General features: G+C 68.7%; 20 protein-coding genes. 6 read left to right on the top strand and 14 right to left on the bottom strand.

Going from position 1 to position 21,360, the window contains the following annotated elements; genetic code table 11:
* The first annotated feature begins 16 nt into the window (after window positions 1–16).
* A complete protein-coding gene (locus ACREYQ_RS13990) occupies window positions 17–1,156 on the top strand; it encodes a PilT/PilU family type 4a pilus ATPase (protein WP_432258177.1) in 1,140 nt (379 codons plus the stop codon).
* A 55-nt stretch (window positions 1,157–1,211) separates the two neighbouring features.
* Entirely contained in the window at window positions 1,212–1,706 is a 495-nt protein-coding gene (locus ACREYQ_RS13985; RefSeq protein WP_432258176.1) for a glutathione peroxidase, read from the top strand.
* Between the two features lie 143 nt (window positions 1,707–1,849).
* On the opposite strand, the gene ACREYQ_RS13980 is transcribed toward ACREYQ_RS13985, so the two are convergent.
* The 10 genes from ACREYQ_RS13980 to ACREYQ_RS13935 all read right to left on the bottom strand — a co-directional run bounded on the left by ACREYQ_RS13980 (window position 1,850) and on the right by ACREYQ_RS13935 (window position 11,714).
* The gene (locus ACREYQ_RS13980) at window positions 1,850–2,542 is read right to left on the bottom strand and encodes a helix-turn-helix transcriptional regulator (protein WP_432258175.1); all 693 of its coding nucleotides are present in this window, start codon (window positions 2,540–2,542) and stop codon (window positions 1,850–1,852) included.
* A gap of 21 nt (window positions 2,543–2,563) precedes the next feature.
* The gene (locus tag ACREYQ_RS13975) at window positions 2,564–2,935 is read right to left on the bottom strand and encodes a VOC family protein (RefSeq protein ID WP_432258174.1); all 372 of its coding nucleotides are present in this window, start codon (window positions 2,933–2,935) and stop codon (window positions 2,564–2,566) included.
* 85 nt (window positions 2,936–3,020) lie between these two features.
* The gene (locus ACREYQ_RS13970) at window positions 3,021–3,746 is read right to left on the bottom strand and encodes an LrgB family protein (protein ID WP_432258173.1); all 726 of its coding nucleotides are present in this window, start codon (window positions 3,744–3,746) and stop codon (window positions 3,021–3,023) included.
* Window positions 3,743–4,138, bottom strand: coding sequence for a CidA/LrgA family protein (locus ACREYQ_RS13965; protein ID WP_432258172.1), 396 nt, complete (start codon window positions 4,136–4,138; stop codon window positions 3,743–3,745). The genes ACREYQ_RS13970 and ACREYQ_RS13965 overlap by 4 nt, the downstream gene beginning before the upstream one ends.
* A gap of 78 nt (window positions 4,139–4,216) precedes the next feature.
* On the bottom strand, window positions 4,217–5,470 hold the full coding sequence (gene glcF / locus ACREYQ_RS13960; protein WP_432258171.1) for a glycolate oxidase subunit GlcF: 1,254 nt from the start codon (window positions 5,468–5,470) through the stop codon (window positions 4,217–4,219).
* 42 nt (window positions 5,471–5,512) lie between these two features.
* Entirely contained in the window at window positions 5,513–6,616 is a 1,104-nt protein-coding gene (gene glcE / locus ACREYQ_RS13955) for a glycolate oxidase subunit GlcE (protein ID WP_432258170.1), read from the bottom strand.
* Between the two features lie 27 nt (window positions 6,617–6,643).
* Complete coding sequence (locus tag ACREYQ_RS13950) at window positions 6,644–7,561, bottom strand: ion transporter (RefSeq protein WP_432258169.1); 918 nt, start codon at window positions 7,559–7,561, stop codon at window positions 6,644–6,646.
* An 8-nt stretch (window positions 7,562–7,569) separates the two neighbouring features.
* Window positions 7,570–9,084, bottom strand: coding sequence for an FAD-linked oxidase C-terminal domain-containing protein (locus tag ACREYQ_RS13945; RefSeq protein ID WP_432258168.1), 1,515 nt, complete (start codon window positions 9,082–9,084; stop codon window positions 7,570–7,572).
* Between the two features lie 296 nt (window positions 9,085–9,380).
* Window positions 9,381–10,271 (bottom strand): LysR substrate-binding domain-containing protein, encoded by an 891-nt coding sequence (locus ACREYQ_RS13940; protein WP_432258167.1) that lies wholly within the window; start codon window positions 10,269–10,271, stop codon window positions 9,381–9,383.
* 12 nt (window positions 10,272–10,283) lie between these two features.
* Window positions 10,284–11,714: an FAD-binding oxidoreductase gene (locus ACREYQ_RS13935; RefSeq protein ID WP_432258166.1), complete on the bottom strand. Its 1,431-nt coding sequence runs from the start codon at window positions 11,712–11,714 to the stop codon at window positions 10,284–10,286.
* Between the two features lie 335 nt (window positions 11,715–12,049).
* Here ACREYQ_RS13935 and ACREYQ_RS13930 point away from each other — a divergent pair, with 335 nt between their 5' ends.
* From ACREYQ_RS13930 to ACREYQ_RS13915, 4 genes are all read left to right on the top strand, one after another.
* Entirely contained in the window at window positions 12,050–12,616 is a 567-nt protein-coding gene (locus ACREYQ_RS13930) for a cob(I)yrinic acid a,c-diamide adenosyltransferase (RefSeq protein ID WP_432258165.1), read from the top strand.
* 189 nt (window positions 12,617–12,805) lie between these two features.
* Entirely contained in the window at window positions 12,806–14,761 is a 1,956-nt protein-coding gene (gene dnaK, locus ACREYQ_RS13925) for a molecular chaperone DnaK (protein WP_432258164.1), read from the top strand.
* 173 nt (window positions 14,762–14,934) lie between these two features.
* Complete coding sequence (gene dnaJ / locus ACREYQ_RS13920; protein ID WP_432258163.1) at window positions 14,935–16,071, top strand: molecular chaperone DnaJ; 1,137 nt, start codon at window positions 14,935–14,937, stop codon at window positions 16,069–16,071.
* Between the two features lie 389 nt (window positions 16,072–16,460).
* Window positions 16,461–18,389 (top strand): chorismate-binding protein, encoded by a 1,929-nt coding sequence (locus ACREYQ_RS13915; RefSeq protein ID WP_432258162.1) that lies wholly within the window; start codon window positions 16,461–16,463, stop codon window positions 18,387–18,389.
* A 9-nt stretch (window positions 18,390–18,398) separates the two neighbouring features.
* Here the strand turns inward: ACREYQ_RS13915 and ACREYQ_RS13910 are convergent, their stop codons facing one another.
* The 4 genes from ACREYQ_RS13910 to ACREYQ_RS13895 form a co-directional block, all read right to left on the bottom strand.
* Complete coding sequence (locus tag ACREYQ_RS13910) at window positions 18,399–19,097, bottom strand: ATP-binding cassette domain-containing protein (protein WP_432258161.1); 699 nt, start codon at window positions 19,095–19,097, stop codon at window positions 18,399–18,401.
* The gene (locus ACREYQ_RS13905) at window positions 19,094–19,792 is read right to left on the bottom strand and encodes an ABC transporter permease (RefSeq protein ID WP_432258160.1); all 699 of its coding nucleotides are present in this window, start codon (window positions 19,790–19,792) and stop codon (window positions 19,094–19,096) included. The genes ACREYQ_RS13910 and ACREYQ_RS13905 overlap by 4 nt, the downstream gene beginning before the upstream one ends.
* A gap of 3 nt (window positions 19,793–19,795) precedes the next feature.
* Entirely contained in the window at window positions 19,796–20,617 is an 822-nt protein-coding gene (gene panB, locus ACREYQ_RS13900) for a 3-methyl-2-oxobutanoate hydroxymethyltransferase (RefSeq protein ID WP_432258159.1), read from the bottom strand.
* Window positions 20,618–20,716: 99 nt separating this feature from the next.
* Complete coding sequence (locus ACREYQ_RS13895; RefSeq protein WP_432258158.1) at window positions 20,717–21,358, bottom strand: deoxynucleoside kinase; 642 nt, start codon at window positions 21,356–21,358, stop codon at window positions 20,717–20,719.
* Window positions 21,359–21,360: the final 2 nt, after the last annotated feature.

Raw genomic sequence — 21,360 nt, 5'->3', positions numbered from 1 at the left:
TTAGCAGGACACCGCCATGCTCGATCGCGAATCCGCCGCCAAGTACATCAACGACCTGCTGGAGCTGATGGTCAGCAACCGCGGCTCGGACCTGTTCATCACCTCCGACTTCCCGCCGGCGATCAAGGTCGACGGCAAGCTCACGCCGGTGTCGCAGCAGCCGCTGAACCCGACCCAGGCGCTGGGCCTGGTGCGCTCGGTGATGAACGAGCGCCAGGTGCAGGAGTTCGACACCAGCCGCGAATGCAATTTCGCGATCACCGCGCCCAAGGCCGGGCGCTTTCGCGTTTCAGCCTTTATCCAGCAGGGCAAGGCCGGCATGGTGGTGCGCACCATCAATACGCGCATCCCTTCGGTGTCCGACCTGGACCTGCCGCCGACGCTGCATGACGTGGTGATGGCCAAGCGCGGGCTGGTGATCGTGACCGGCGCCACCGGCTCGGGCAAGTCGACCACGCTGGCGGCAATGCTCGATCACCGCAACGCGCATTCCTACGGCCACATCATCACCATCGAAGACCCGATCGAGTACGTTCATGCGCACCAGAACTGCATCGTCACGCAGCGCGAGGTGGGCATCGATACCGACTCCTGGCACGTGGCGCTGAAGAACACGCTGCGCCAGGCGCCGGACGTGATCCTGATCGGCGAAATCCGCGACCGCGAGACCATGGAGTACGCGCTGCAGTACGCCGAGACCGGCCACCTGTGCCTGGCCACGCTGCACGCCAACAACGCCAACCAGGCGATCGACCGGGTGGTCAACTTCTTCCCCGAGGAAAAGCGCCAGCAGCTGCTGATCGACCTGTCGCTGAACCTGAAGGCGATGATCTCGCAGCGCCTCCTGCCGCGCGCCGGCAAAAAGGGGCGCGTGCCGGCGGTGGAGATCATGATCGGCACGCCGCTGGTGGCCGACCTGATCTTCAAGGGCGAGATCCACGAGCTCAAGGAAGTCATCAAGAAGTCGCGCGAGCAGGGCATGATCTCGTTCGACCAGGCGCTGTTCGACCTGCACGAGGAAGGCAAGATCACCTACGAGGACGCGCTGCGCAACGCCGACTCGCTCAACGACCTGCGCCTGATGATCAAGCTGCACAGCGCGAGCGCCAAGGACACCGACCTGGGCGCCGGCACCGAGCATCTGAACGTCATCTGATTCGTGCACTGTCGTGCGCATGGCGGTATGCTTGGGCTACTTTGAGGAGTCCGCCATGAGCAATGTCTACCAGTTCGAAGCCAACTCGCTGGCCGGCCAGCCGGTACCGCTGTCGCAGTTCCAGGGCAAGGTGATGCTGGTGGTCAACACCGCCAGCGAATGCGGGTTCACGCCGCAGTACGAGGGCTTGCAGAAGCTCCATGACGAATACCAGGGGCGCGGCCTGGCGGTGCTGGGCTTCCCGTGCAACCAGTTTGGCAAGCAGGAGCCGGGCAATGCGCAGCAGATCGGCCAGTTCTGCGAAACGCGCTTTGCGGTGCGCTTCCCGATGTTCGCCAAGATCGACGTGAACGGTGCCGACGCCCATCCGCTGTACAAGTGGCTGACCACGGAGAAGCGTGGCGTGCTCGGTACCCAGGGCATCAAGTGGAACTTCACCAAGTTCCTGCTGCGCCGCGACGGCACGGTGTTCAAGCGCTACGCGCCAACCACCAGGCCCGATGAGCTGCGTGCCGATATCGAGAAACTCCTGTCCGATCCGGCCGCCTGAGTCCTCGCGGAATCAAAGTCACTGGATCCCCGCTTACGCGGGGATGACGTTCGAAGGTCCGAAGGCAATTCAATCTCCGTCGTTCCCGCGAAGGCGGGAACCCAGCGTCTTGCAGCAGCGCCTCGAAACGACGCTTACGTCGTTCATGACACCCCGCTGGCGCGCACCGCGCGCAAAAAGCCATTGAGCGAGCGGTCCGGGGTTTCATGGAAGTGGTCGTCCAGCATGCGGATGGCGCGGCAGCGGTCCAGCCGGAAGCTGCGGTAGTCCGAGCGCGTGGTGCACCACGCCGCCAGCAGCCAGGCATTGCCCCAGAAGAACAGGCCCAGCGGCATCACCACGCGTTCGGTGATGCGCTGCTGCACGTCGCAGTAGTCGAGCAGCAGCAGCTTCTGCTCGCCCAGCGCGCCGTGCACCACGTCGAAGGCCTGGCGCACGTGCGCCTGGTTGACGTATTCCGGCGCGAACACGCGGCTTTGCTGCGCCGCCAGCCGGCGCGGCGGCGGCAGCGCGGCCATCAGTTTTTCCAGCGCGGGATCGGCCGCGGCGGCCAGCGCGCCACCGCCCCAGGCTTTCAGCAGGCGCAGGCCGGCGACCAGCGCTTCCACTTCCATGGCGGTGAACATCAGCGGCGGGACATCGAAGTCGGCGCGCAGCCGGTAGCCGATGCCGGCCTCGCCCTCGACCGGCACGCCTGACAGCGACAGCGCCTGGATATCACGGTAGACGGTGCGTTCCGACACCCCGAGCCGCTGCGCCAGCAGCGCCGCCGTGGTCAGGCGGCGCCCGCGCAGCACCTGCACGATCTGGAACAGGCGGTCGGCCCGGCGGCTCATCGGTATTGGCCTGCCATGGGCTTATCCGGCCACTGGCTCATGCAGCCCGATGCGGTTGCCTTCGCTGTCGGTGATATGGGCGATGCGGCCGATCTCGCCCGGCAGGCGCAGCGGCCCGAACACGGTCTTGCCGCCGGCGCGCGCGGCGCGCTCCAGCAGCAGGTCCAGTTCCGGCGCGTGCAGGTAGGGCACGGTGCCGTAGTAGTTGCTGGGGCGGTAGCCCTCGCCGGACACCAGCGCGCCGCCCGGGTCCGGGTGCGGGAACACGGCCATGTCGACCTGGCTCATGGTCTCGCGGCGCAGCTGGACATCGAACACCTGCTCGTAGAAGCCGACCGCGCGGTTCATGTCGACCACGGGGATTTCCAGCCAGTTGATCAGACGGTTGCTCATGATGGTCTCCTTGGTTCCAGGTGAAGGGGAGTGAGGAGTTCGCATCATGCGCGGGGGCTGCTGACAGCGTCCTGTCAGGAGGGTGTCAGTGTGGCATCCACGCCGCCATCACCGGCACCAGGATCGCGGTCAGCACGCCGTTCAGGCCCATGCCGAGCGCGGCGAAGGCGCCGGCTTCCTGGTTGACCTGGAAGGCCCGCGCGGTGCCGATGCCGTGCGCCGCCACGCCGGTGGCGAAGCCGCGCACGGTGTAGTCGCGGATGCGCAGCAGGTTCAGCACGCTGGTGGCGCTGACCGCGCCGATGATGCCGGTTGCCATCACCAGCACCGCCGTCAGCGACGGCAGCCCGCCGATCTTCTCGGCCACGCCCATGGCGATCGGGATCGTCACCGACTTGGGCGCGAGCGAGCGCACCGTCTCGGGCGACGCGCCGAGCAGGTAGGCGATGCCCACCGCCGAGACCACCGCTACCACCGAGCCTGCCACCAGCCCCGCCAGCAGCGGCAACACATGGGTGCGCAGCTTGGGCAGCTGCAGGTACAGCGGCACCGCCAGCGCCACCGTGGCCGGCCCCAGCAGGAAGTGCACGAACTGCGCGCCGTCGAAGTAAGTCTTGTAGGGCGTGCCGGTGACGGTCAGCACCGTGACCAGCAGCGCCACCGCGATCATCACCGGGTTGGCCAGCGGCGAGAAGCGCGAGCGCTCGTAGATGCGGAAGGCGAACACGTAGGCCAGCAGCGTCGCGGTCAGCCCGACCAGCGGGCTTGCGGCCAGGTAGACCCAGATCTCGTTCAGGCGGGGCGTCATCATGCCTGCTCTCCTTTGGCATCGGCGGGCGGCACGTCGGGCGTATCCGGCGTATCGGCGCGCTTGCGCATCAGCATGCGGGTGACCACGGCGGTGGTGGCGATGGCCAGCCACGTGGATACGACCAGCGCCACCAGGATCGGCATCCACTCGCCCTCGATGCGGCTGGCGTGGACCATGATGCCGACGCCGGCCGGCACGAACAGCAGCGACAGGTGCTTGAGCAGTTCAGAGGTGGTGCCCTGGATGATGGGCAGCAGGCGGTCGTCGAAGACGAGCCAGCCGAACAGCAGGATCATGCCCAGCACGGGGCCGGGCACGGGCAGCTTCAGCGCGTAGCTGATCACCTCGCCAACGGACTGGAAAACCAACAGGATTGCAAAGGTCTGGAGCATGGGGCGTGGCGTTTGGACGCAGATGCACGGCGCGCGTCCGGAAGGGATGCGCGCTGCCACCCATGCTGCCCGCCCGCACTAGCCGAGCATCTTGTCGACCAGTTCGATCCAGTGCATCACCGGGGTGCCGGTGCCGCTCTGCAGGTGCGAGATGCAGCCGATATTGGCCGAGACGATGGCTTCGGGCTGCGTGGCCTGCAGGTTGGCGAGCTTGTCGTCGCGCAGGCGGTAGGCCAGTTCCGGCTGCAACACCGAATAAGTGCCCGCCGAGCCGCAGCACAGGTGGCTGTCAGCGCAGAGTTTGACTTCCACGCCGAGGCCGGTCAAGAGCGCTTCGACTTTGCCGCGGATCTGCTGGCCGTGCTGCAGCGTGCAGGGCGGGTGGTAGGCCACGCGCCGGCGGTCGCGCGGGACCGCGCCGGCGGCCGCGCGCAGGCCGTCGGCAAAGTCCGGCAGGACCTCGGACAGGTCGCGCGTCAGGGCCGACACGCGGTGCGCGCGCTCGGCGTAGGCGGGATCGTCGCGCAGCAGGTGGCCGTAGTCCTTGACCATCGCGCCGCAGCCCGAGGCCGTCATCACGATGGCCTCGGCGCCCGCTTCGATATGCGGCCACCAGGCGTCGATATTGCGGCGCATATTGTCGAGGCCGCCATCGTGGTCGCCGGTGTGGAAGCGGATCGCGCCGCAGCAGCCGGCATCGCGCGCCACCACCAGTTGTACGCCGACACGGTCGAACACGCGCGCGGTGGCGGCATTGATGTTGGGCGACATCGCCGGCTGCACGCAACCGTCGAGCAACAACATCTTGCGCGCATGCACAGTGCGCGGCCACACGCCTGGCGCGGCAGCGCTGGACAGCGCCGGCACCTTGTTGCGCAGCGCGCCCGGCAGCAGCGGGCGCACCATCTGGCCCAGGCGCAGCGCGGTGCCGAACAGCGCCGGGCGCGTCAGCCCTTCGCGCAGCACCCAGCGCGCGATGCGCTCGCTGGCGGGGCGCTGCACGCCTTCGGCTTCGAGCTTGTCGTCGACCAGCTTGCGGCCGATATCGACCAGGCGCCCGTAGCGCACGCCCGACGGGCAGGTCGATTCGCAGTTGCGGCAGGTCAGGCAGCGGTCCAGGTGCAGGCGCGTGCTTTCGGTGATGGCATGGCCTTCCAGTACCTGCTTCATCAGGTAGATGCGTCCGCGCGGGCCGTCCAGCTCATCGCCGAGCAGCTGGTAGGTGGGGCAGGTGGCGGTGCAGAAGCCGCAATGCACGCACTTGCCGACGATGGATTTGGCTTCCTCGCCTTCGGGCGTGTCGCGGAGAAAATCGGCCAGGGTCGTTTGCATGGTGTGGGGAAGTTGTGCCTGGGGGTGTCAGGGCGTGCCGGATCAGAGTCCGGGGTACATGCGCTGCGGATTGAAGATGCCGGCCGGGTCGAAGGTCTCCTTCAGGCGGCGGTGGATCGCGGCCAGCGGCGAGGCCAGCGGCGTGAACACGCCCACGGCCTTGTCGCCGTTGCGGAACAGCGTGGCATGGCCGCCCGCAGCCTGTGCCACGGCGCGCACGCTTTCGGCATCGGTCCTGGCGGACCCGTCTTCAGGCAGCCACCAGCGCTGGCCGCCGCCCCATTCGATGAGCTGCGTGCCGGGCAGCTCCAGCGGCGCGGCAACGGTGGGCACTGCCAGGCGCCACAGCGCGCGGCCGGCCTGGGCCGGGGCAAAGAACGGGTGGGTCTGCTCGCGCAGCGACTGCCACAGCGATGCGGCCTGCGCCGGGTCCGCGCGCTCCCCGCCCAGCCTGGCGCACGCGGCGCGCACGGCGGCGGTGGCGCCGGCCAGGCGCACGTGCAGCACGCCCGCGTGCCAGGCCGAGGACGCCAGCGGCAGCGGCTGGCCGCCCCACTGGTTCAGTTGGCGGATGGCTTCGGCCTGTGCCAGTTCGAAGCGCAGCGTGGCCTCGTCGAACGGCGCCGGCAGCACCTTCACCGACACCTGCAGAATCAGCCCCAGCGTGCCGAGCGAGCCCGCCAGCAGCCGCGACACGTCATAGCCCGCCACGTTCTTCATCACCTGGCCGCCAAAGTCCATCACCTCGCCGCGCCCGTCCATCAGCTGCGCGCCCAGCACGAAGTCGCGCAGCGCGCCCACCGCCTGCCGGCGCGGGCCCGACAGTCCCGCGGCGACGGCGCCGCCCAGTGTCGCGGTGCTGGGCTGGCCGGGCAGCGCAAAGTGGGGCGGCTCGAACGCCAGCATCTGCCGCCTGTCGGCCAGCGCGGCTTCGATCTCGGCCAGCGGCGTGCCGCAGCGCGCGGTGATCACCAGCTCGGCCGGGTCGTAGTCGACGATGCCGGCATAGGGGCGCGTGTCCAGCAACTGGCCTTGCGGGGGCTGCCCGTAGAAGTCCTTGCTGCCGCCGCCGCGCAGCTGCAGCGCGGTGCGGGTCTCGGTGGCTTGCCTGACGGCGTCGCGGAAGGCGTCGAGGGTGGCTTGCATAGGCGTCGTGGGGTAGGGAGAGTCGGCTCAGGTGCCGGCGGGTCCGCCGGGCACTTCCGGCCGGTCGTTCCGGTATTCGGGCAGGTGGCTGCCGCAATGCTTGCAGTACAGGGCGTCGGGCTCGTGGCCCTCGGTCAGGCAATGGGTGCAGGTGCGCGTGGTCAGCGGCCGCTTGATGATGCTGGCGGCCAGCTCGGCGCCGACGATGCCGGTGGGGAAGGCGATGATGCCGTAGCCCAGCAGGATGGTCAGCGAGGTGATGAACTGCCCCAGCGGGGACTTCGGCACCATGTCGCCGAAGCCCGTGGTGGTCAGCGTCACCACCGCCCAGTACATGCTGACCGGGATGCTGGTGAAGCCGTGCTGCGGTCCTTCCACCACGTACATCACGGTGCCCAGGATCACGGTGATGATGAACACCGTGCCCAGGAACACGAAGATCTTGCGCCGGCTGTTGGCCAGCGCGCGGTACAGGATCTCGGCTTCCTCGAAATACACGGTCAGCTTCAGGATCCGGAACACGCGCAGCAGCCGCAGCAGGCGCACGTCGATCAGGAAGTGCAGCTCGGGCAGGAAGAACGCCAGCCAGGTCGGTATGATCGAGATGAAGTCGATGACGCCGTAGAAGCTGAACACATAGCGCCACGGCCGGCGCACCACCAGGATGCGCATCGCGTACTCGGCCGTGAAGAACAGCGTGAACATCCATTCCAGCACGGTGAACAGCGGACCCAGGCGGTCGTGCACCGCGGGCAGGCTGTCGAGCATCACCACCATCACGCTGGCGACGATGGCGATCAGCAGCGCGACGTCGAAGAGCCGGCCCGCGCGGGTATCGGCCTCGAAGATGATGGTGTACCAGCGCTGGCGCCAGCCGGTCTCGGGCTGGCCCAGGCGCTGGCGGATAAACGCTTCCTGCTGCTGGCGTCGTTGCGGGTTGGGCATGGCGTGGGTCAGAAGCGCGGCAGCTCGGGATGCGGCAGCAGGCCCTTCTTCACGTGCATCTTGCCGTACTCGGCGCAGCGCGCCAGCGTGGGGATGGCCTTGTCCGGGTTGAGCAGCCGCGCCGGGTCGAAGGCGGCCTTGACGCCGAAGAAGGCCTCGCGCTCGGCGGGCGAGAACTGCACGCACATCGAGTTGAGCTTCTCCACGCCCACGCCGTGCTCGCCGGTGACGGTGCCGCCCAGCTCGACGCAGGTTTCCAGGATGTCGGCGCCGAACAGCTCGGCGCGGTGCCATTCGTCCTGGTCAGCGCCATCGAACAGCACCAGCGGGTGCATGTTGCCGTCGCCGGCATGGAACACGTTGATGCAGCGCAGGCCGTACTTGCCCTCCATGGCCTCGATGCGCTTGAGCAGCGTGCCGATATGCTTGCGCGGGATGGTGCCGTCCATGCAGTAATAGTCCGGCGAGATCCGCCCGGCCGCCGGGAAGGCGTTCTTGCGCCCGCTCCAGAAGCGCAGGCGTTCGGCTTCGTTCTGCGAGACCACGATGCGGGTGCAGCCCGATGCCGTGAGCACCGCGCTCATGCGCTCGATCTCCTCGGCCACTTCTTCGGGGGTGCCGTCGGATTCGCACAGCAGGATGGCGGCGGCGTCCAGGTCATAGCCCGCATGCACGAACTGCTCGACCGCGACCGTGGCGGGCTTGTCCATCATCTCCAGCCCGGCCGGGATGATGCCGGCGGCGATCACTTCCGCCACCGCGTTGCCGCCTTTCTCGACATCGTCGAAGCAGGCCATGATCACCTGCGCCAGCTGCGGCTTGGGGATCAGGCGCACCGTGACTTCGGTGACCACGGCGAGCATGCCTTCCGAGCCGATCAGCACCGCCAGCAGGTCCAGGCCCGGCGAGTCGGGGGCCTCGGAGCCGAACACCACCACCTCGCCCTCCATCGTCACCGCGCGCACGCGCAGCACGTTGTGCACGGTCAGGCCGTACTTCAGGCAGTGCACGCCGCCCGAGTTCTCGCTGACGTTGCCGCCGATGGTGCAGGCGATCTGCGACGAGGGGTCCGGCGCGTAGTACAGGTTGTGCGGCGCGGCGGCGTCCGAGATGGCCAGGTTGCGCACGCCCGGCTGGACCACCGCGGTGCGCGCGTACGGATCGACCGACAGGATGCGCTTGAACTTGGCCAGCGACAGCACCAGGCCCTCGGCGATCGGCATGGCGCCGCCCGACAGGCTGGTACCGGCGCCGCGCGGCACCACCGGCACGCCCAGCTTGTGGCACAGCCGCAGGATGGCGCAGACCTGTTCCTCGGTGTCGGGCAGGGCCACGGCCATCGGCACCTGGCGGTACGCGGCCAGGCCGTCGCATTCATAGGGGACGGTGTCTTCCGGCTTGCTCAGCACCGCGGCATCCGGCAGGATCTGCGCCAGGCCGGCCAGCAGCGCGCTGCGGCGGCCTTCGGCCGTGGCCTGGGCGCTGCCGGTGGCGATGGTTTGGGCTTCGTGCGGGGCATTCATGAGCGACTCCTGTGGGGTCTCCGGGATGGCGGCCGGTGCGCGGCCTGCCGGCCGCGGCGGTGCAGGGCCTGCCGCGGGGGACGGGTGACTATAGCGCAGGGCACCTGGCGCGGGCACCACGCGGGACGTGAATTCCGCATGGCAGGCCGATCAAAAATCCTCATCATGACGTTGCCGCCAGTGCTGCTACAGCCACCAGGGCCAACGGCAGCGGATGCAAGTCCAGCGTAGCACCGCAGCGCGCGGGCAGGGAAGGCTGCCTGCGTGGGCTCAGCCGGCCAGCGGCTTGCCAGGTCCTACCAGTCCAGGCTCAGCAGCCAGTCGACGAAATAGCGCGCCTCGGGCTTGAGCGGGGCCTGTTCGCGCTCGACGATGTAGTAGCCGTGCGGCGACACCGATTCCACATCGAGCAGCCGCACCATCTGGCCCAGCGACAGCCAGTGCCGCGCCATGCGCTGGCGCACCAGCGCCACGCCCTGGTTGGAGGCGATTGCCTCCAGCATCAGGCCGATGTCGTTGAACTGCGGGCCGGTCTGGGGCTCGGGCCAGTCCAGCCCGGCGGTCTCGAACCATGGCTTCCACGGCTCCAGCGGGCTGCGCAGCAGCACCAGGCCGTGCAGGTGCTCGGGTCTGGTGATGGCGCGGCCGTTGACGCGCTCGTAGTACTCGCGCCCGCAGGCCGGGAACACCGGCTCGACCAGCAGTTTGGTGGTCTTCAGGCCGGGGTAGCGGCCGGTGCCGTAGCGGATCTCGACATCGGTGTCCTCGGCCTTCACGTCCAGGAACGGGATCGCCAGGTGCAGCTCGAGGTCGATATGCGGATACAGCGCGCCGAACTCAGGCAGGCGCGGCACCAGGTGCTGGCGCCCGAAGGTGGGCGGGATCGCCACCCGCAGCCGGGTGCGCTGCTTGTTGTACTCGGGCCGCGCCAGCTCGTTCAGCGACTTGAGCGCGTCCTGCACGTTGCGCAGGTAGCGCGTGCCGGCGGCGGTCAGCCGCAGCGCCGCGTTGGCGCGCACGAACAGGTCTTCGCCCCACAGCTCCTCGAGGTTCTTGATCCGGTGCGAAACCGCGCTGGGCGTGACCGACAGCTCCTCGGCCGCGCGCGCGAAGCTGCCCAGGCGCGCCGCCGCCTCGAAGGCGATCAGCAGGTGCAGCGGCGGGACGCGATTGAACATGGCGGCCATCAGCCAGGCGCCTTACCGCGAGCCGCCGCGCGTGGCGCTGAAGATCTTGCCCGGGTTCAGGATACGGTTGGGATCCAGCGCGTCCTTGATCGCGCGCATCAGGTCGAGCGCGTCCTCGCCGTGCTCCGCCACCAGGAAGCGCTGCTTGTGCAGGCCCACGCCGTGCTCGCCGGTGCAGGTGCCGCCCATCGCCAGCGCGCGTTCGACGATGCGCTGGTTGATGGCCTCGGCCTCGGCCATTTCCTCGGGCTTGCCGGGGTCGACCAGGATCGCCACGTGGAAGTTGCCGTCGCCGACATGGCCGACGATGGGGCAGGGCAGCGCCGAGGCGTTCAGGTCCTTCTCGGTTTCGGTGACGCAGTCGGCCAGGCGCGAGATCGGCACGCACACGTCGGTGGTCACCGACTTGCAGCCCGGCTTGAGCTGCAGCATGGCGAAGTACGCGGTATGGCGCGCGTTCCACAGCCGGCTGCGGTCTTCCGGGCGCGTGGCCCACTCGAAGCCCTGTCCGCCGTGCTCGGCGGTGATCTGCTGCACGGTCTCGGCCTGCTCGCGCACGCCGGCCTCGGTGCCGTGGAATTCGAAGAACAGGTGCGGGGTCTCGGGCAGGGTCAGGCTGTCGTGGCGGTTGATGGCGCGGATCGCCAGCGCATCGACAAACTCCACGCGCGCCACCGGCACGCCCAGCTGGATGGTCTGGATCACCGCCTGCACCGCGCTGCCCATGCTGGGGAAGGCGCACACCGCGGCGGAGATCGCCTCCGGCTGCGGGTAGAGGCGCACCGTCACCTCGGTGATGATGCCGAGCGTGCCTTCGCTGCCGATAAAGAGCCGGGTCAGGTCATAGCCCGCCGACGACTTGCGCGCCTGCGTGCCGGTGCGGATCACGCGGCCGTCGGCGGTCACCACCGTCAGCGCCAGCACGTTCTCGCGCATGGTGCCGTAGCGCACCGCGTTGGTCCCCGAGGCGCGCGTGGCGCACATGCCGCCGAGCGAGGCATCGGCGCCCGGGTCGATCGGGAAGAACAGGCCGGTGTCCTTGATGTCCTGGTTCAGCTGCTTGCGCGTGACGCCGGGCTGCACGGTCACGGTCAGGTCTTCGGGCTGCACCGCCAGGACCTTGTTCATCTGCGCCAGGTCCAGGCTGACGCCGCCGGCCACCGCCAGCAGGTGGCCCTCCAGCGACGAGCCGGCGCCGTAAGGGATCAGCGGCACGCCATGGTGGTTGCACAGGCGCGCCACCTCGGCCACTTCCTCGGTGCTGTGGGCAAAGACCACGGCGTCGGGCAGCGCCGGCGGGAACGGGGATTCGTCGCGGCCGTGGTGCTCGCGCACGCCGGCGGAGGTGGTGAAGCGCTCGCCGAAGCGTGCCGCAAGGGCTTCGCTGAAGGCGGGCGGCAGCGGACGGCGGGCGAGGGGGGCGGGCGGCGTGGGGTGGTTCATGCGGGTCTCCGGCGGGTCGGCGCGGCGGTGGTGCCAGGCGTGGTCCGGAAACAGCTCCGGAATGGCCGGCAGGGGCGCGACCCGGTTATCGAATGGACGATGAATGGGGGATATCGGCATTCTACGCCGCGCGGCGGCTCATGCACCCTGGCGGGGCACGTGGACCGGGGGGGGGGGCGGCAGGTACTGGCCGATTGCCGCACAGATTGCGGCACAAGCAGCGCCGGCACACAAGTGCGTGGCCCGCCGCCGTGCTCCGGCGCGATAATGCGCCTTTCCCCCGGCGCCCTGCGTCGCGGGCCATACCACAACAACATGCTTGCGAGGAGACCGGCATGGGCCACCGCCTGTCCAAGATTGCCACCCGCACCGGCGACGCCGGCACCACCGGCCTGGGCGACGGCAGCCGCACCGGCAAGGACAGCCTGCGCATCGCCGCCATCGGCGACGTCGACGAGCTGAACTGCCACGTCGGGGTGCTGCTGACCGAGGACCTGCCGGATGACGTGCGCGCCGCGCTGCTGCATATCCAGCACGACCTGTTCGACCTGGGTGGCGAGCTCTCCATCCCGGGCTACACCCTGCTCAAGCCCGGGCAGGTCGCGCAGCTCGACACCTGGCTGGCCGACTACAACGCCAACCTGCCGCGGCTGGCCGAGTTCATCCTGCCGGGCGGCAGCCGTGCCGCGGCGCAGGCCCATGTCTGCCGCACCGTATGCCGGCGCGCCGAGCGCGCGCTGGTGGCGCTGGGCGCGGCCGAGACGCTGAACGAGGCGCCGCGCCAGTACCTGAACCGGCTGTCGGACCTGATGTTCGTGCTGGCGCGGGTGCTGAACCGGGCCGGCGGCGGTTCGGACGTGTTGTGGCAGCGCGATCGGGACGCATCCGGAGATAACGAATAGGGCACTTTTGGTGCCCGAGCGGCGCCTCCGGCTCAAGCCCCGGCGGCGGATGCCGTTGAGAAGGGACAGAAACCGAGAAAATTACTCGGATTTGCCGGCTCCGCCCTTGAAAAGACCCCGGACGGCCACATTTCGGCCTCAGGTTGAATTGCAGCCGCGCGGATAGCGCCGGCTCAAGAGGAGAGAATAATGGGTAAGATCATCGGTATCGACCTCGGTACCACCAATAGCTGCGTCTCGATCCTGGAGGGCAACACCCCCAAGGTCATCGAAAATTCCGAAGGCACCCGCACCACCCCGTCGATCATCGCCTACATGGAAGACGGCGAGATCCTGGTCGGCGCGCCGGCCAAGCGCCAGGCGGTGACCAATCCGCGCAACACCCTGTATGCGGTGAAGCGCCTGATCGGCCGCAAGTTCGAAGAGAAGGAAGTCCAGAAGGACATCGGCCTGATGCCGTACGCCATCGTCAAGGCCGACAACGGCGACGCATGGGTGTCGGCGCGCGACCAGAAGCTGGCGCCGCCGCAGGTGTCCGCCGAAGTGCTGCGCAAGATGAAGAAGACGGCCGAGGACTACCTCGGCGAGCCGGTGACCGAAGCCGTGATCACCGTGCCGGCCTACTTCAACGACTCGCAGCGCCAGGCGACCAAGGACGCCGGCCGCATCGCCGGCCTGGACGTCAAGCGCATCATCAACGAGCCGACCGCGGCCGCGCTGGCCTTCGGCCTGGACAAGAACGAGAAGGGCGACCGCAAGATCGCCGTGTATGACCTCGGCGGCGGCACCTTCGACATCTCGATCATCGAGATCGCGGACGTGGACGGTGAAAAGCAGTTCGAAGTGCTGTCGACCAACGGCGACACCTTCCTGGGCGGCGAGGACTTCGACCAGCGCATCATCGATTACATCATCAGCGAGTTCAAGAAGGACCAGGGCGTCGACCTGTCCAAGGACGTGCTCGCGCTGCAGCGCCTGAAGGAAGCCGCTGAAAAGGCCAAGATCGAACTGTCGAGCTCGCAGCAGACCGAGATCAACCTGCCGTACATCACGGCCGATGCCTCGGGTCCGAAGCACCTGAACCTGAAGATGACCCGCGCCAAGCTCGAGTCCCTGGTGGAAGAGCTGATCACGCGCACCATCGAGCCGTGCCGCACCGCGATCAAGGACGCGGGCGTCAAGGTCAGCGATATCGACGACGTGATCCTGGTCGGCGGCATGACCCGCATGCCCAAGGTGCAGGAACAGGTCAAGGAATTCTTCGGCAAGGAAGCGCGCAAGGACGTGAACCCGGATGAAGCCGTGGCCGTCGGTGCCGCGATCCAGGGCTCGGTGCTGTCCGGCGACCGCAAGGACGTGCTGCTGCTGGACGTGACGCCGCTGTCGCTGGGGATCGAGACCCTGGGTGGCGTGATGACCAAGATGATCACCAAGAACACCACCATCCCGACCAAGCATGCGCAGGTGTTCTCGACCGCCGACGACAACCAGCCGGCCGTGACCATCAAGGTGTACCAGGGCGAGCGTGAAATGGCGACCGGCAACAAGCTGCTGGGCGAGTTCAATCTCGAAGGCATTCCGCCCGCACCGCGCGGCACGCCGCAGATCGAGGTCTCGTTCGACATCGACGCCAACGGCATCCTGCACGTGGGCGCCAAGGACAAGGCCAGCGGCAAGGAAAACCGCATCACCATCAAGGCGAACTCGGGCCTGTCGGAAGACGAGATCCAGCGCATGGTCAAGGACGCCGAGGCCAACGCCGAGGAAGACAAGAAGGCCCGCGAGCTGGCTGATGCCCGCAACCAGGCCGACGCGCTGATCCACTCGACCAAGAAGGCGCTGACCGAGTACGGCGACAAGCTGGACGCGGGCGAGAAGGAAAAGATCGAAGCCGCGATCAAGGAACTGGAAGACGCCGCACGCGGCGGCGACAAGGCCGAGATCGACGCCAAGGTCAACGCGCTGTCCGAAGTCAGCCAGAAGCTGGGCGAGAAGGTCTACGCCGACATGCAGGCCAAGGCCGGCGAAGGTGCGGCGGCCGGTGCCGCCGGTGCCCCAGGTGCGGCCGGGGGCCAGCAGCACGCCCAGCCGCAGGACGACAACGTCGTGGACGCCGAATTCAAGGAAGTCAACGACAAGAAGTAATCGGGATGCGCGGGCGGCGGTGCAGGCACTGGCCGGCACCGCTGTCCGCCCCGACGCCGGGCGACGGCCATCAGACCCAGCGGGAAACCGCCGTCGGATGCCGCGCTCGGCTTTTTTGCTATTCGCCGGCGGGTGCCGCATGCACTGGCCGGCCAATGAGGTAATGAGCCACCATGGCAAAACGTGACTACTACGAAGTGCTCGGGGTAGGCAAGAACGCGAGCGACGACGAAGTCAAGAAGGCTTATCGCAAGCTCGCGATGAAATACCACCCGGACCGGAATCCGGACAGCAAGGAATCCGAGGAAAAATTCAAGGAGGTCAAAGAGGCCTACGAGATGCTTTCCGACCCGGAGAAGAAGGCCGCGTACGACCAGTACGGCCATGCCGGCGTGGATCCGAACATGGCTGGCGGCTTCGGCGGCGGCCAGGGCTACGGCGGCTTTGCCGAGGCCTTCGGCGATATCTTCGGCGACATCTTCGGCCAGCAGGCCGGCGGCCGCCGCGGTGGCGGCGGTCCGCAGGCCTACCGCGGCGCCGACCTGCGCTACAGCATGGAAATCTCGCTGGAGCAGGCCGCGCACGGCCACGAAGCGCAGATCCGCGTGCCGCACTGGGACGATTGCGACCACTGCCATGGCAATGGCGCCGAGCCGGGCTCGAGCGTGGAAACCTGCCCGACCTGCCACGGCGCCGGCCAGGTGCGCGTGTCGCAGGGCTTCTTCAGCATGCAGCAGACCTGCCCGAAGTGCCACGGCAGCGGCAAGTTCATCCCCAAGCCCTGCACCAAGTGCCACGGCCAGGGCAAGCTGAAGTCGCAGAAGACGCTGGAAGTGAAGATCCCGGCCGGCATCGACGAAGGCATGCGCATCCGCTCGTCGGGCAACGGCGAGCCGGGCATCAACGGCGGCCCCCCGGGGGACCTGTATGTGGAAGTCCACATCAAGCAGCACGCGGTGTTCGAGCGCGACGGCGACGACCTGCACTGCCAGATGCCGATCTCGTTCGCCACCGCGGCGCTGGGCGGCGACCTGGAGGTGCCGACGCTGAGCGGCAAGGCCACCTTCCCGGTGCCTGAGGCCACCCAGTCCGGCAAGACCTTCCGCCTGCGCGGCAAGGGCATCAAGGGCGTGCGCTCCGGCTATCCGGGCGACCTCTACGTGCATGTGAACGTGGAGACGCCGGTCAAGCTGACCGAGGCGCAGAAGGACATGCTGCGCCAGTTCGACCGCTCGGTGCACGAGGGCGGCTCGCGCCACAGCCCGCAGGAGCAATCCTGGCTGGACAAGGTGAAGAGCTTCTTCAGCTGATCTGGCTTGGCGGCATAAGACCGGCCACGTGTGAGCGTGGCCGGTTTTGTTTTTTGTGGATGCGGTTACCCTATCCCCTTGTGTTCTCTTCTCCCGCTCGCGGGGGCGGGGGAAAAGCCAGGCCCAGGCACACCGCAGGAACGTGCTTCATCGACGCGCCCGGCCCTCACCCCAACCCTCTCCCGCAAGCGGGAGAGGGAGCACGCAATCGGCAGCTTGAAAGGCCTGTGGCCTATCCCGTCCCGCTGTTTGCTCCCCTCTCCCGCTTGCGGGAGAGCAGGGGGTGAGGGCGGGCGCTGGCAGCATCGACCACGTGCCAAATATCCTCCCGACGCCCCCGGCGCGCGATAATGCATGGCTGTCCCGCCCTTTTTTCCTGACGATTTCCCGTGGTAGCAAGCATCCAGCCTCCGCCCTCTCCCCCGGCCCCTCTCCCGCAAGCGGGAGAGGGGTGCAACCAGCCGGCGGGAGAGGACGTCTTCATTCTTCTCGATGACGCCACGGCTACCGCTGGGGAAGCAGCATCGCGCCTCTACACCGGTTTCATCCGCGAAGAAGTCTTGCCCGCTGGCAGCGGCATCGCCCAGCTCGACACCATGCTCGCCGACGGCTGGCGCCAGGGCTGGCATGCCACCCTGTTTGCGCCATACGAATTCGGCGGTGCCCTGGTCGATGCCCCGGTGCACACCGGCAACGCGATGCCGTTCCACGACGGCGCGCTGCGCCTGCTGTGGTTCCGTGACCTGCGCCGGCTCGATGCCGCAGCGGTCACGGCATGGCTGCAGCCCAGGGCAGACGCGAACCCCGCGGGCCTGATGGATGTCACTTCCGACACCCCCCGCGCAGCCTTCGATGACGCCATCGCCCGCATCCACCAGTGGATCGAAGCCGGCGACACCTACCAGGTCAACTACACCCAGCGCCTGCGCTTCGGCGCGTTTGGCGATCCGCTCGCCCTGTACGCCGCGCTGCGCGCCGCGCAGCCGGTGCCCTATGGCGTGCTGGCCAGCCTGCCGGACGGCGCCACGGTGCTGTCGCTGTCGCCCGAGCTGTTCGTGCGCCACGACGGCCACGGCCATCTGCTGACGCGGCCGATGAAGGGCACCGCACCGCGCTCCGGCGATGCCGCGCGCGATGCGCAGGCCGCCGCCGCGCTGGCCGCCGATGCCAAGAACCGCGCCGAGAACGTGATGATCGTCGACCTGCTGCGCAACGACCTGGGCCGCGTCGCGCAGCCGGGCAGCGTGGCCGTGCCCGAGCGCTTTGCGGTGCAGCCGTTCGGCGCGGTGCTGCAGATGACTTCCACCGTGACCGCGACCGCGCGGCCCGGCACCGGCTTCGGCGCGCTGATGGCGGCGCTGTTCCCGTGCGGCTCGATCACCGGCGCGCCCAAGCGGCGCACCATGCAGATCATTGCCGAACTGGAGCGCGCACCGCGCGGGCTGTACACCGGCGCGATCGGCTGGATCGATGCGCCGTGCGCCGATGCCATGGCCGGCCCGTTCGCGCTGTCGGTGGCGATCCGCACGCTGGTGCTGGCGCCCGCCGCGGCCAACGGACTGCGCGCCGGCGAGATGGGCGTGGGCGGCGGCATCGTCCATGACAGCGTGGCGGCGGAGGAGTTTGCCGAATGCGGCTGGAAGGCGCGTTTCCTGACGCGGCACGATCCCGGTTTCACGCTGTTCGAGACCATGCGCGTGCAGGACGGGGTGTGCCAGCACCTGGGGCGGCACGTGGCGCGGATCGGGGCGTCGGCGCAGGCGTTCGGCTTCGCCTTCGGCGCCGATGCCGCGCGCGCGGCGGTCGCCGTGCAGGTGATGCAGCTGGGTGCCGGCACATGGCGATTGCGCCTGAGCGTGGACAAGGCCGGCACGCTGGCATTTGCCAGCGGCGCGGTGGCGCCGATGCCGGCGGGACCGGTCGGCATCGACATCGCGCCAGAACCGCTGCCCGTTGCCGACCCGCTGCGCCGCCACAAGACCAGTGCGCGCGCGGGGTTCGATGCGGGCTGGCAGGCCGCCGAGCGTGCCGGCGGCTTCGACCGGCTGTTCTTCAATACGCGCGGCGAGCTGCTGGAGGGCGGGCGCAGTTCGGTCTTCGTGCGGATCGATGGGCGCTGGCTGACGCCGCCGCTGTCGGCCGACATCCTGCCCGGCGTGATGCGCGCGGTGGTGCTGGACGAGGGTGGGGCGGCGCTGGGCGCGCCGGGAGAGACGGTGGAGGAAGCGGTGATCACGCGCGCGATGCTGGTGCGTGCCGAAGCCATCATGGTGGTCAACGCGCTGCGCGGCGTATTGCCCGCCACGCTATCGGCTTAGGCGCCGCCGCTACGGGTGGTGCGTGTCCAGCACGCCGTCGCCCAGCTTCCAGCGCACCACGCCCGGCAGGTTGATCAGCTCGCGGTCGTGGCAGATCATCACCACGGTGCGGCCTTCGGCGGCGAGGTCGCCGACCAGCGCAATCACCTGCTCGCGCGCATGGCCGTCCAGGCTCGAGGTGGGCTCGTCCAGCAGCAGCAGGTCCGGCTCCAGCACCTTGGCGCGCGCCAGCGCCACGCGCTGGATCTCGCCGCCGGACAGGTATTCGGGCGCGGTGTCCTGCAGGTGCGACACGCCGGCCCAGCCCAGCGCCTCGCCCACGCGGCGGGCGATGTCGTGGCGCGGCAGGCCGCGTGCATGCAGGCCGTAGGCGATGTTCTCGCGCACCGAGGTGCGGAACAGGTAGGGGTGCTGGTGCAGGTAGGCGATGCGCCGGCGCAGCGCCGGCGGCAGCGGGCTAAGGGGGGCGTCGTGCGCCTGGCCCTGTGCGTCGGTCCACCGCGCGGTGGCGCCCGGTGCCGGCTCCAGCCCGGCCAGCATGCGCAGCAGGGTGGTCTTGCCGGCGCCGTTCATGCCGGTCAGCACGATCGCGGTGGCACGCGGGATCACCAGCATGTCGATCGCAAACAGCTTGCGCAGGCCGATGCTGCGCGCCAGCCCGCGCACGGTCAGCAGCGGGCTGTGGTCATGGGCAGCGGAGGGTGTCATCGGCGGAAACCTCCGGCACCCTGCAGCCAGGCCATGCCGATATTGACCAGCAGCGCCAGCGCCACCAGCACGATGCCCAGCGCAATACCCTGCGCGAACTCGCCTTTGCTGGTTTCCAGCGCGATGGCGGTGGTGATGGTGCGGGTCGAGCCTTCGATATTGCCGCCGATCATCAAGGCCGAGCCGACCTCGGCAATCACGCGCCCGAAGCCGGCGACCACCGCCGCCATCAGCCCGAAGCGCAGTTCGCGGATCACGGTCAGGAAGGTGCGCCAGCGGCCGGCGCCCAGCACCCAGGCGGTCTCGCGCAGGCGCACGTCGGCGCCCTGCAGGGTCGACAGCGCAAATGCCAGCACCACCGGGAAGCCGATCACCGCCTGCCCCAGCACCATGCCCGACGGCGTGAACAGCAGGTGCAGGCTGCCCAGCGGGCCCTGGCGCGTGAGCAGCAGGTAAAGGATCAGCCCGACCAGCACGGTCGGGAACGACAGGAAGGCCTGTGCCACCACCACCACCGCGCGCCGGCCCGGGAACTGCCGCGTGGCGATCAGCCAGGCCGCGGCAATCGCCGGCACCGTGGCGATGGCCAGCCCCAGCACCGCCACCATCAGCGAGGTCCAGACAATGAACCACAGGCCGGCGTCGCCGCTGGCCAGCAGGCGGAAGGCATCGGCGGTGGCGCTGCCGATCTCCACCGGTCAGGCGGAGAAGGTGTGCTCGGCGGCGGGGAAGCTGCCGTCCTTGACGGCGGCCACATAGGCGCGCACGGCGGCCTCGATCGAGGTCTGGCCGTCCATGAAATTGCGCACGAACTTGGCCTTGCGGCCGGGGTAGATGTTGAGCATGTCCTGCAGCACCAGCACCTGGCCGGTGCAGTCCGCGCCCGCGCCGATGCCGATGGTGGGCACCGTCAGCAGTTGCGTGATGTCGCCGGCCAGCGCCGCGGGCACCGCTTCCATCAGCACCACCTGCGCGCCGGCGGCCTGCAGCGCCAGCGCATCGCGCTTGAGCTGGGCCGCGCCGGCGTCGGTCTTGCCCTGCACCTTGAAGCCGCCCAGCGCGTGCACCGACTGCGGCGTCAGGCCGATATGCGCGCACACCGGAATGCTGCGCTCGACCAGGAACTTGACGATCGGCGCGAGCCAGTCGCCGCCTTCGAGCTTGACCATCTGCGCGCCGGCCTTCATCAGCGTGACGGCGCTGGCAAAGGCGGCTTCCGCCGTGGGATAGGTGCCGAACGGCAGGTCCGTCAGCAGCAGCGCGGTCTGGTTGCCGCGCGCCGCGCATTCGGTGTGGTAGGCCATCTGTTCCAGCGTGACCGGCAGCGTGGTCTGCTGGCCCTGCATCACATTGCCCAGCGAATCGCCGACCAGGATCATTTCCACGCCGCAGTAGTCGAGCAGCGCGGCAAAGGACGAGTCGTACGCGGTCAGCATGGCGATTTTCTCGCCGGCGTCACGCATCGCCTGCAGTTTGGGAATGGTGATGGTCTTGCGGGAGGGATCGAGGAGGTAGCTCATGGCAGTGCCCGTGTAGGACGGCTTTGCCGGTGCCGGGAGGGCCGCCCGCACGGCAACGACAGCCGTTGTTATTGTGTTGGGTCTGGCAGGCAGTGCCTGTCAGGGCGCAGCGAGATTGAGAAAGGCCTTGCGGCCGCGCATGTTTTCGATGCGCGACAGTAGTGTACGGAAATCGTCATCATTGTCCACCGGATTGAAGTGGGCGGTGTCGACGACCAGCACGGGCGCCTCGTCGTACCGGTGGAACAATTCGCCGTAGGCGCCGGCCAGGCGCTGCAGATAGTGTTCGTCGATACCGGCTTCGCCGGCCTCGCCGCGGCGCACGATGCGCTCGCGCAGGAGCGACGGCGTGGCCTGCAGCACGATCACCAGGTCGGCGCGTTGCGGCGGCAGGTCCAGGCGCGCGGCAATGGCGTCGTAGAGCGCCAGTTCGTCCGCGGAAAGGGTCAGCGCCGCGTGCAGCCGGTCCTTGGCGATCAGGAAGTTGGTGACCATGCGCTGGCCGGCCATGATCCCCGCCTGCCATTGCTGCAGCTGCACCGCGCGCTGGGTCAGGCACCACAGCTGCAGCGCCAGCGCGTGGCGCGCGGGATCGCGGTAGAAGGGCTCGAGGAAGGGGCTGCGGCGCGCGCTGTCGGGCAGTTCCTGGGCGTGCAGCGTGCGCGCCAGGCGCTGGGCCAGCGAGGTCTTGCCGGATCCGACGGGGCCTTCGACGACAATGCGGCGCAGGTGATCGAGCATGG

Source organism: Cupriavidus sp. TMH.W2 (genome assembly GCF_050847365.1).
Classification (GTDB): Bacteria; Pseudomonadota; Gammaproteobacteria; order Burkholderiales; family Burkholderiaceae; genus Cupriavidus.
The sequence above is the reverse complement of the archived record's forward strand: the minus strand, read 5'-3'. Positions and strand labels throughout refer to the sequence as shown.

Coding starts and splice junctions, on each gene's coding strand:
- ACREYQ_RS13940 (WP_432258167.1), bottom strand. CDS start 10,271: ATGGCCGCCATGTTCAATCGCGTCCCGCCGCTGCACCTGCTGATCGCC.
- dnaJ (WP_432258163.1), top strand. CDS start 14,935: ATGGCAAAACGTGACTACTACGAAGTGCTCGGGGTAGGCAAGAACGCG.
- ACREYQ_RS13935 (WP_432258166.1), bottom strand. CDS start 11,714: ATGAACCACCCCACGCCGCCCGCCCCCCTCGCCCGCCGTCCGCTGCCG.
- ACREYQ_RS13985 (WP_432258176.1), top strand. CDS start 1,212: ATGAGCAATGTCTACCAGTTCGAAGCCAACTCGCTGGCCGGCCAGCCG.
- ACREYQ_RS13910 (WP_432258161.1), bottom strand. CDS start 19,097: ATGACACCCTCCGCTGCCCATGACCACAGCCCGCTGCTGACCGTGCGC.
- ACREYQ_RS13965 (WP_432258172.1), bottom strand. CDS start 4,138: ATGCTCCAGACCTTTGCAATCCTGTTGGTTTTCCAGTCCGTTGGCGAG.
- glcF (WP_432258171.1), bottom strand. CDS start 5,470: ATGCAAACGACCCTGGCCGATTTTCTCCGCGACACGCCCGAAGGCGAG.
- ACREYQ_RS13980 (WP_432258175.1), bottom strand. CDS start 2,542: ATGAGCCGCCGGGCCGACCGCCTGTTCCAGATCGTGCAGGTGCTGCGC.
- ACREYQ_RS13950 (WP_432258169.1), bottom strand. CDS start 7,561: ATGCCCAACCCGCAACGACGCCAGCAGCAGGAAGCGTTTATCCGCCAG.
- ACREYQ_RS13990 (WP_432258177.1), top strand. CDS start 17: ATGCTCGATCGCGAATCCGCCGCCAAGTACATCAACGACCTGCTGGAG.
- panB (WP_432258159.1), bottom strand. CDS start 20,617: ATGAGCTACCTCCTCGATCCCTCCCGCAAGACCATCACCATTCCCAAA.
- ACREYQ_RS13895 (WP_432258158.1), bottom strand. CDS start 21,358: ATGCTCGATCACCTGCGCCGCATTGTCGTCGAAGGCCCCGTCGGATCC.
- ACREYQ_RS13970 (WP_432258173.1), bottom strand. CDS start 3,746: ATGATGACGCCCCGCCTGAACGAGATCTGGGTCTACCTGGCCGCAAGC.
- dnaK (WP_432258164.1), top strand. CDS start 12,806: ATGGGTAAGATCATCGGTATCGACCTCGGTACCACCAATAGCTGCGTC.
- ACREYQ_RS13930 (WP_432258165.1), top strand. CDS start 12,050: ATGGGCCACCGCCTGTCCAAGATTGCCACCCGCACCGGCGACGCCGGC.
- glcE (WP_432258170.1), bottom strand. CDS start 6,616: ATGCAAGCCACCCTCGACGCCTTCCGCGACGCCGTCAGGCAAGCCACC.
- ACREYQ_RS13975 (WP_432258174.1), bottom strand. CDS start 2,935: ATGAGCAACCGTCTGATCAACTGGCTGGAAATCCCCGTGGTCGACATG.
- ACREYQ_RS13945 (WP_432258168.1), bottom strand. CDS start 9,084: ATGAATGCCCCGCACGAAGCCCAAACCATCGCCACCGGCAGCGCCCAG.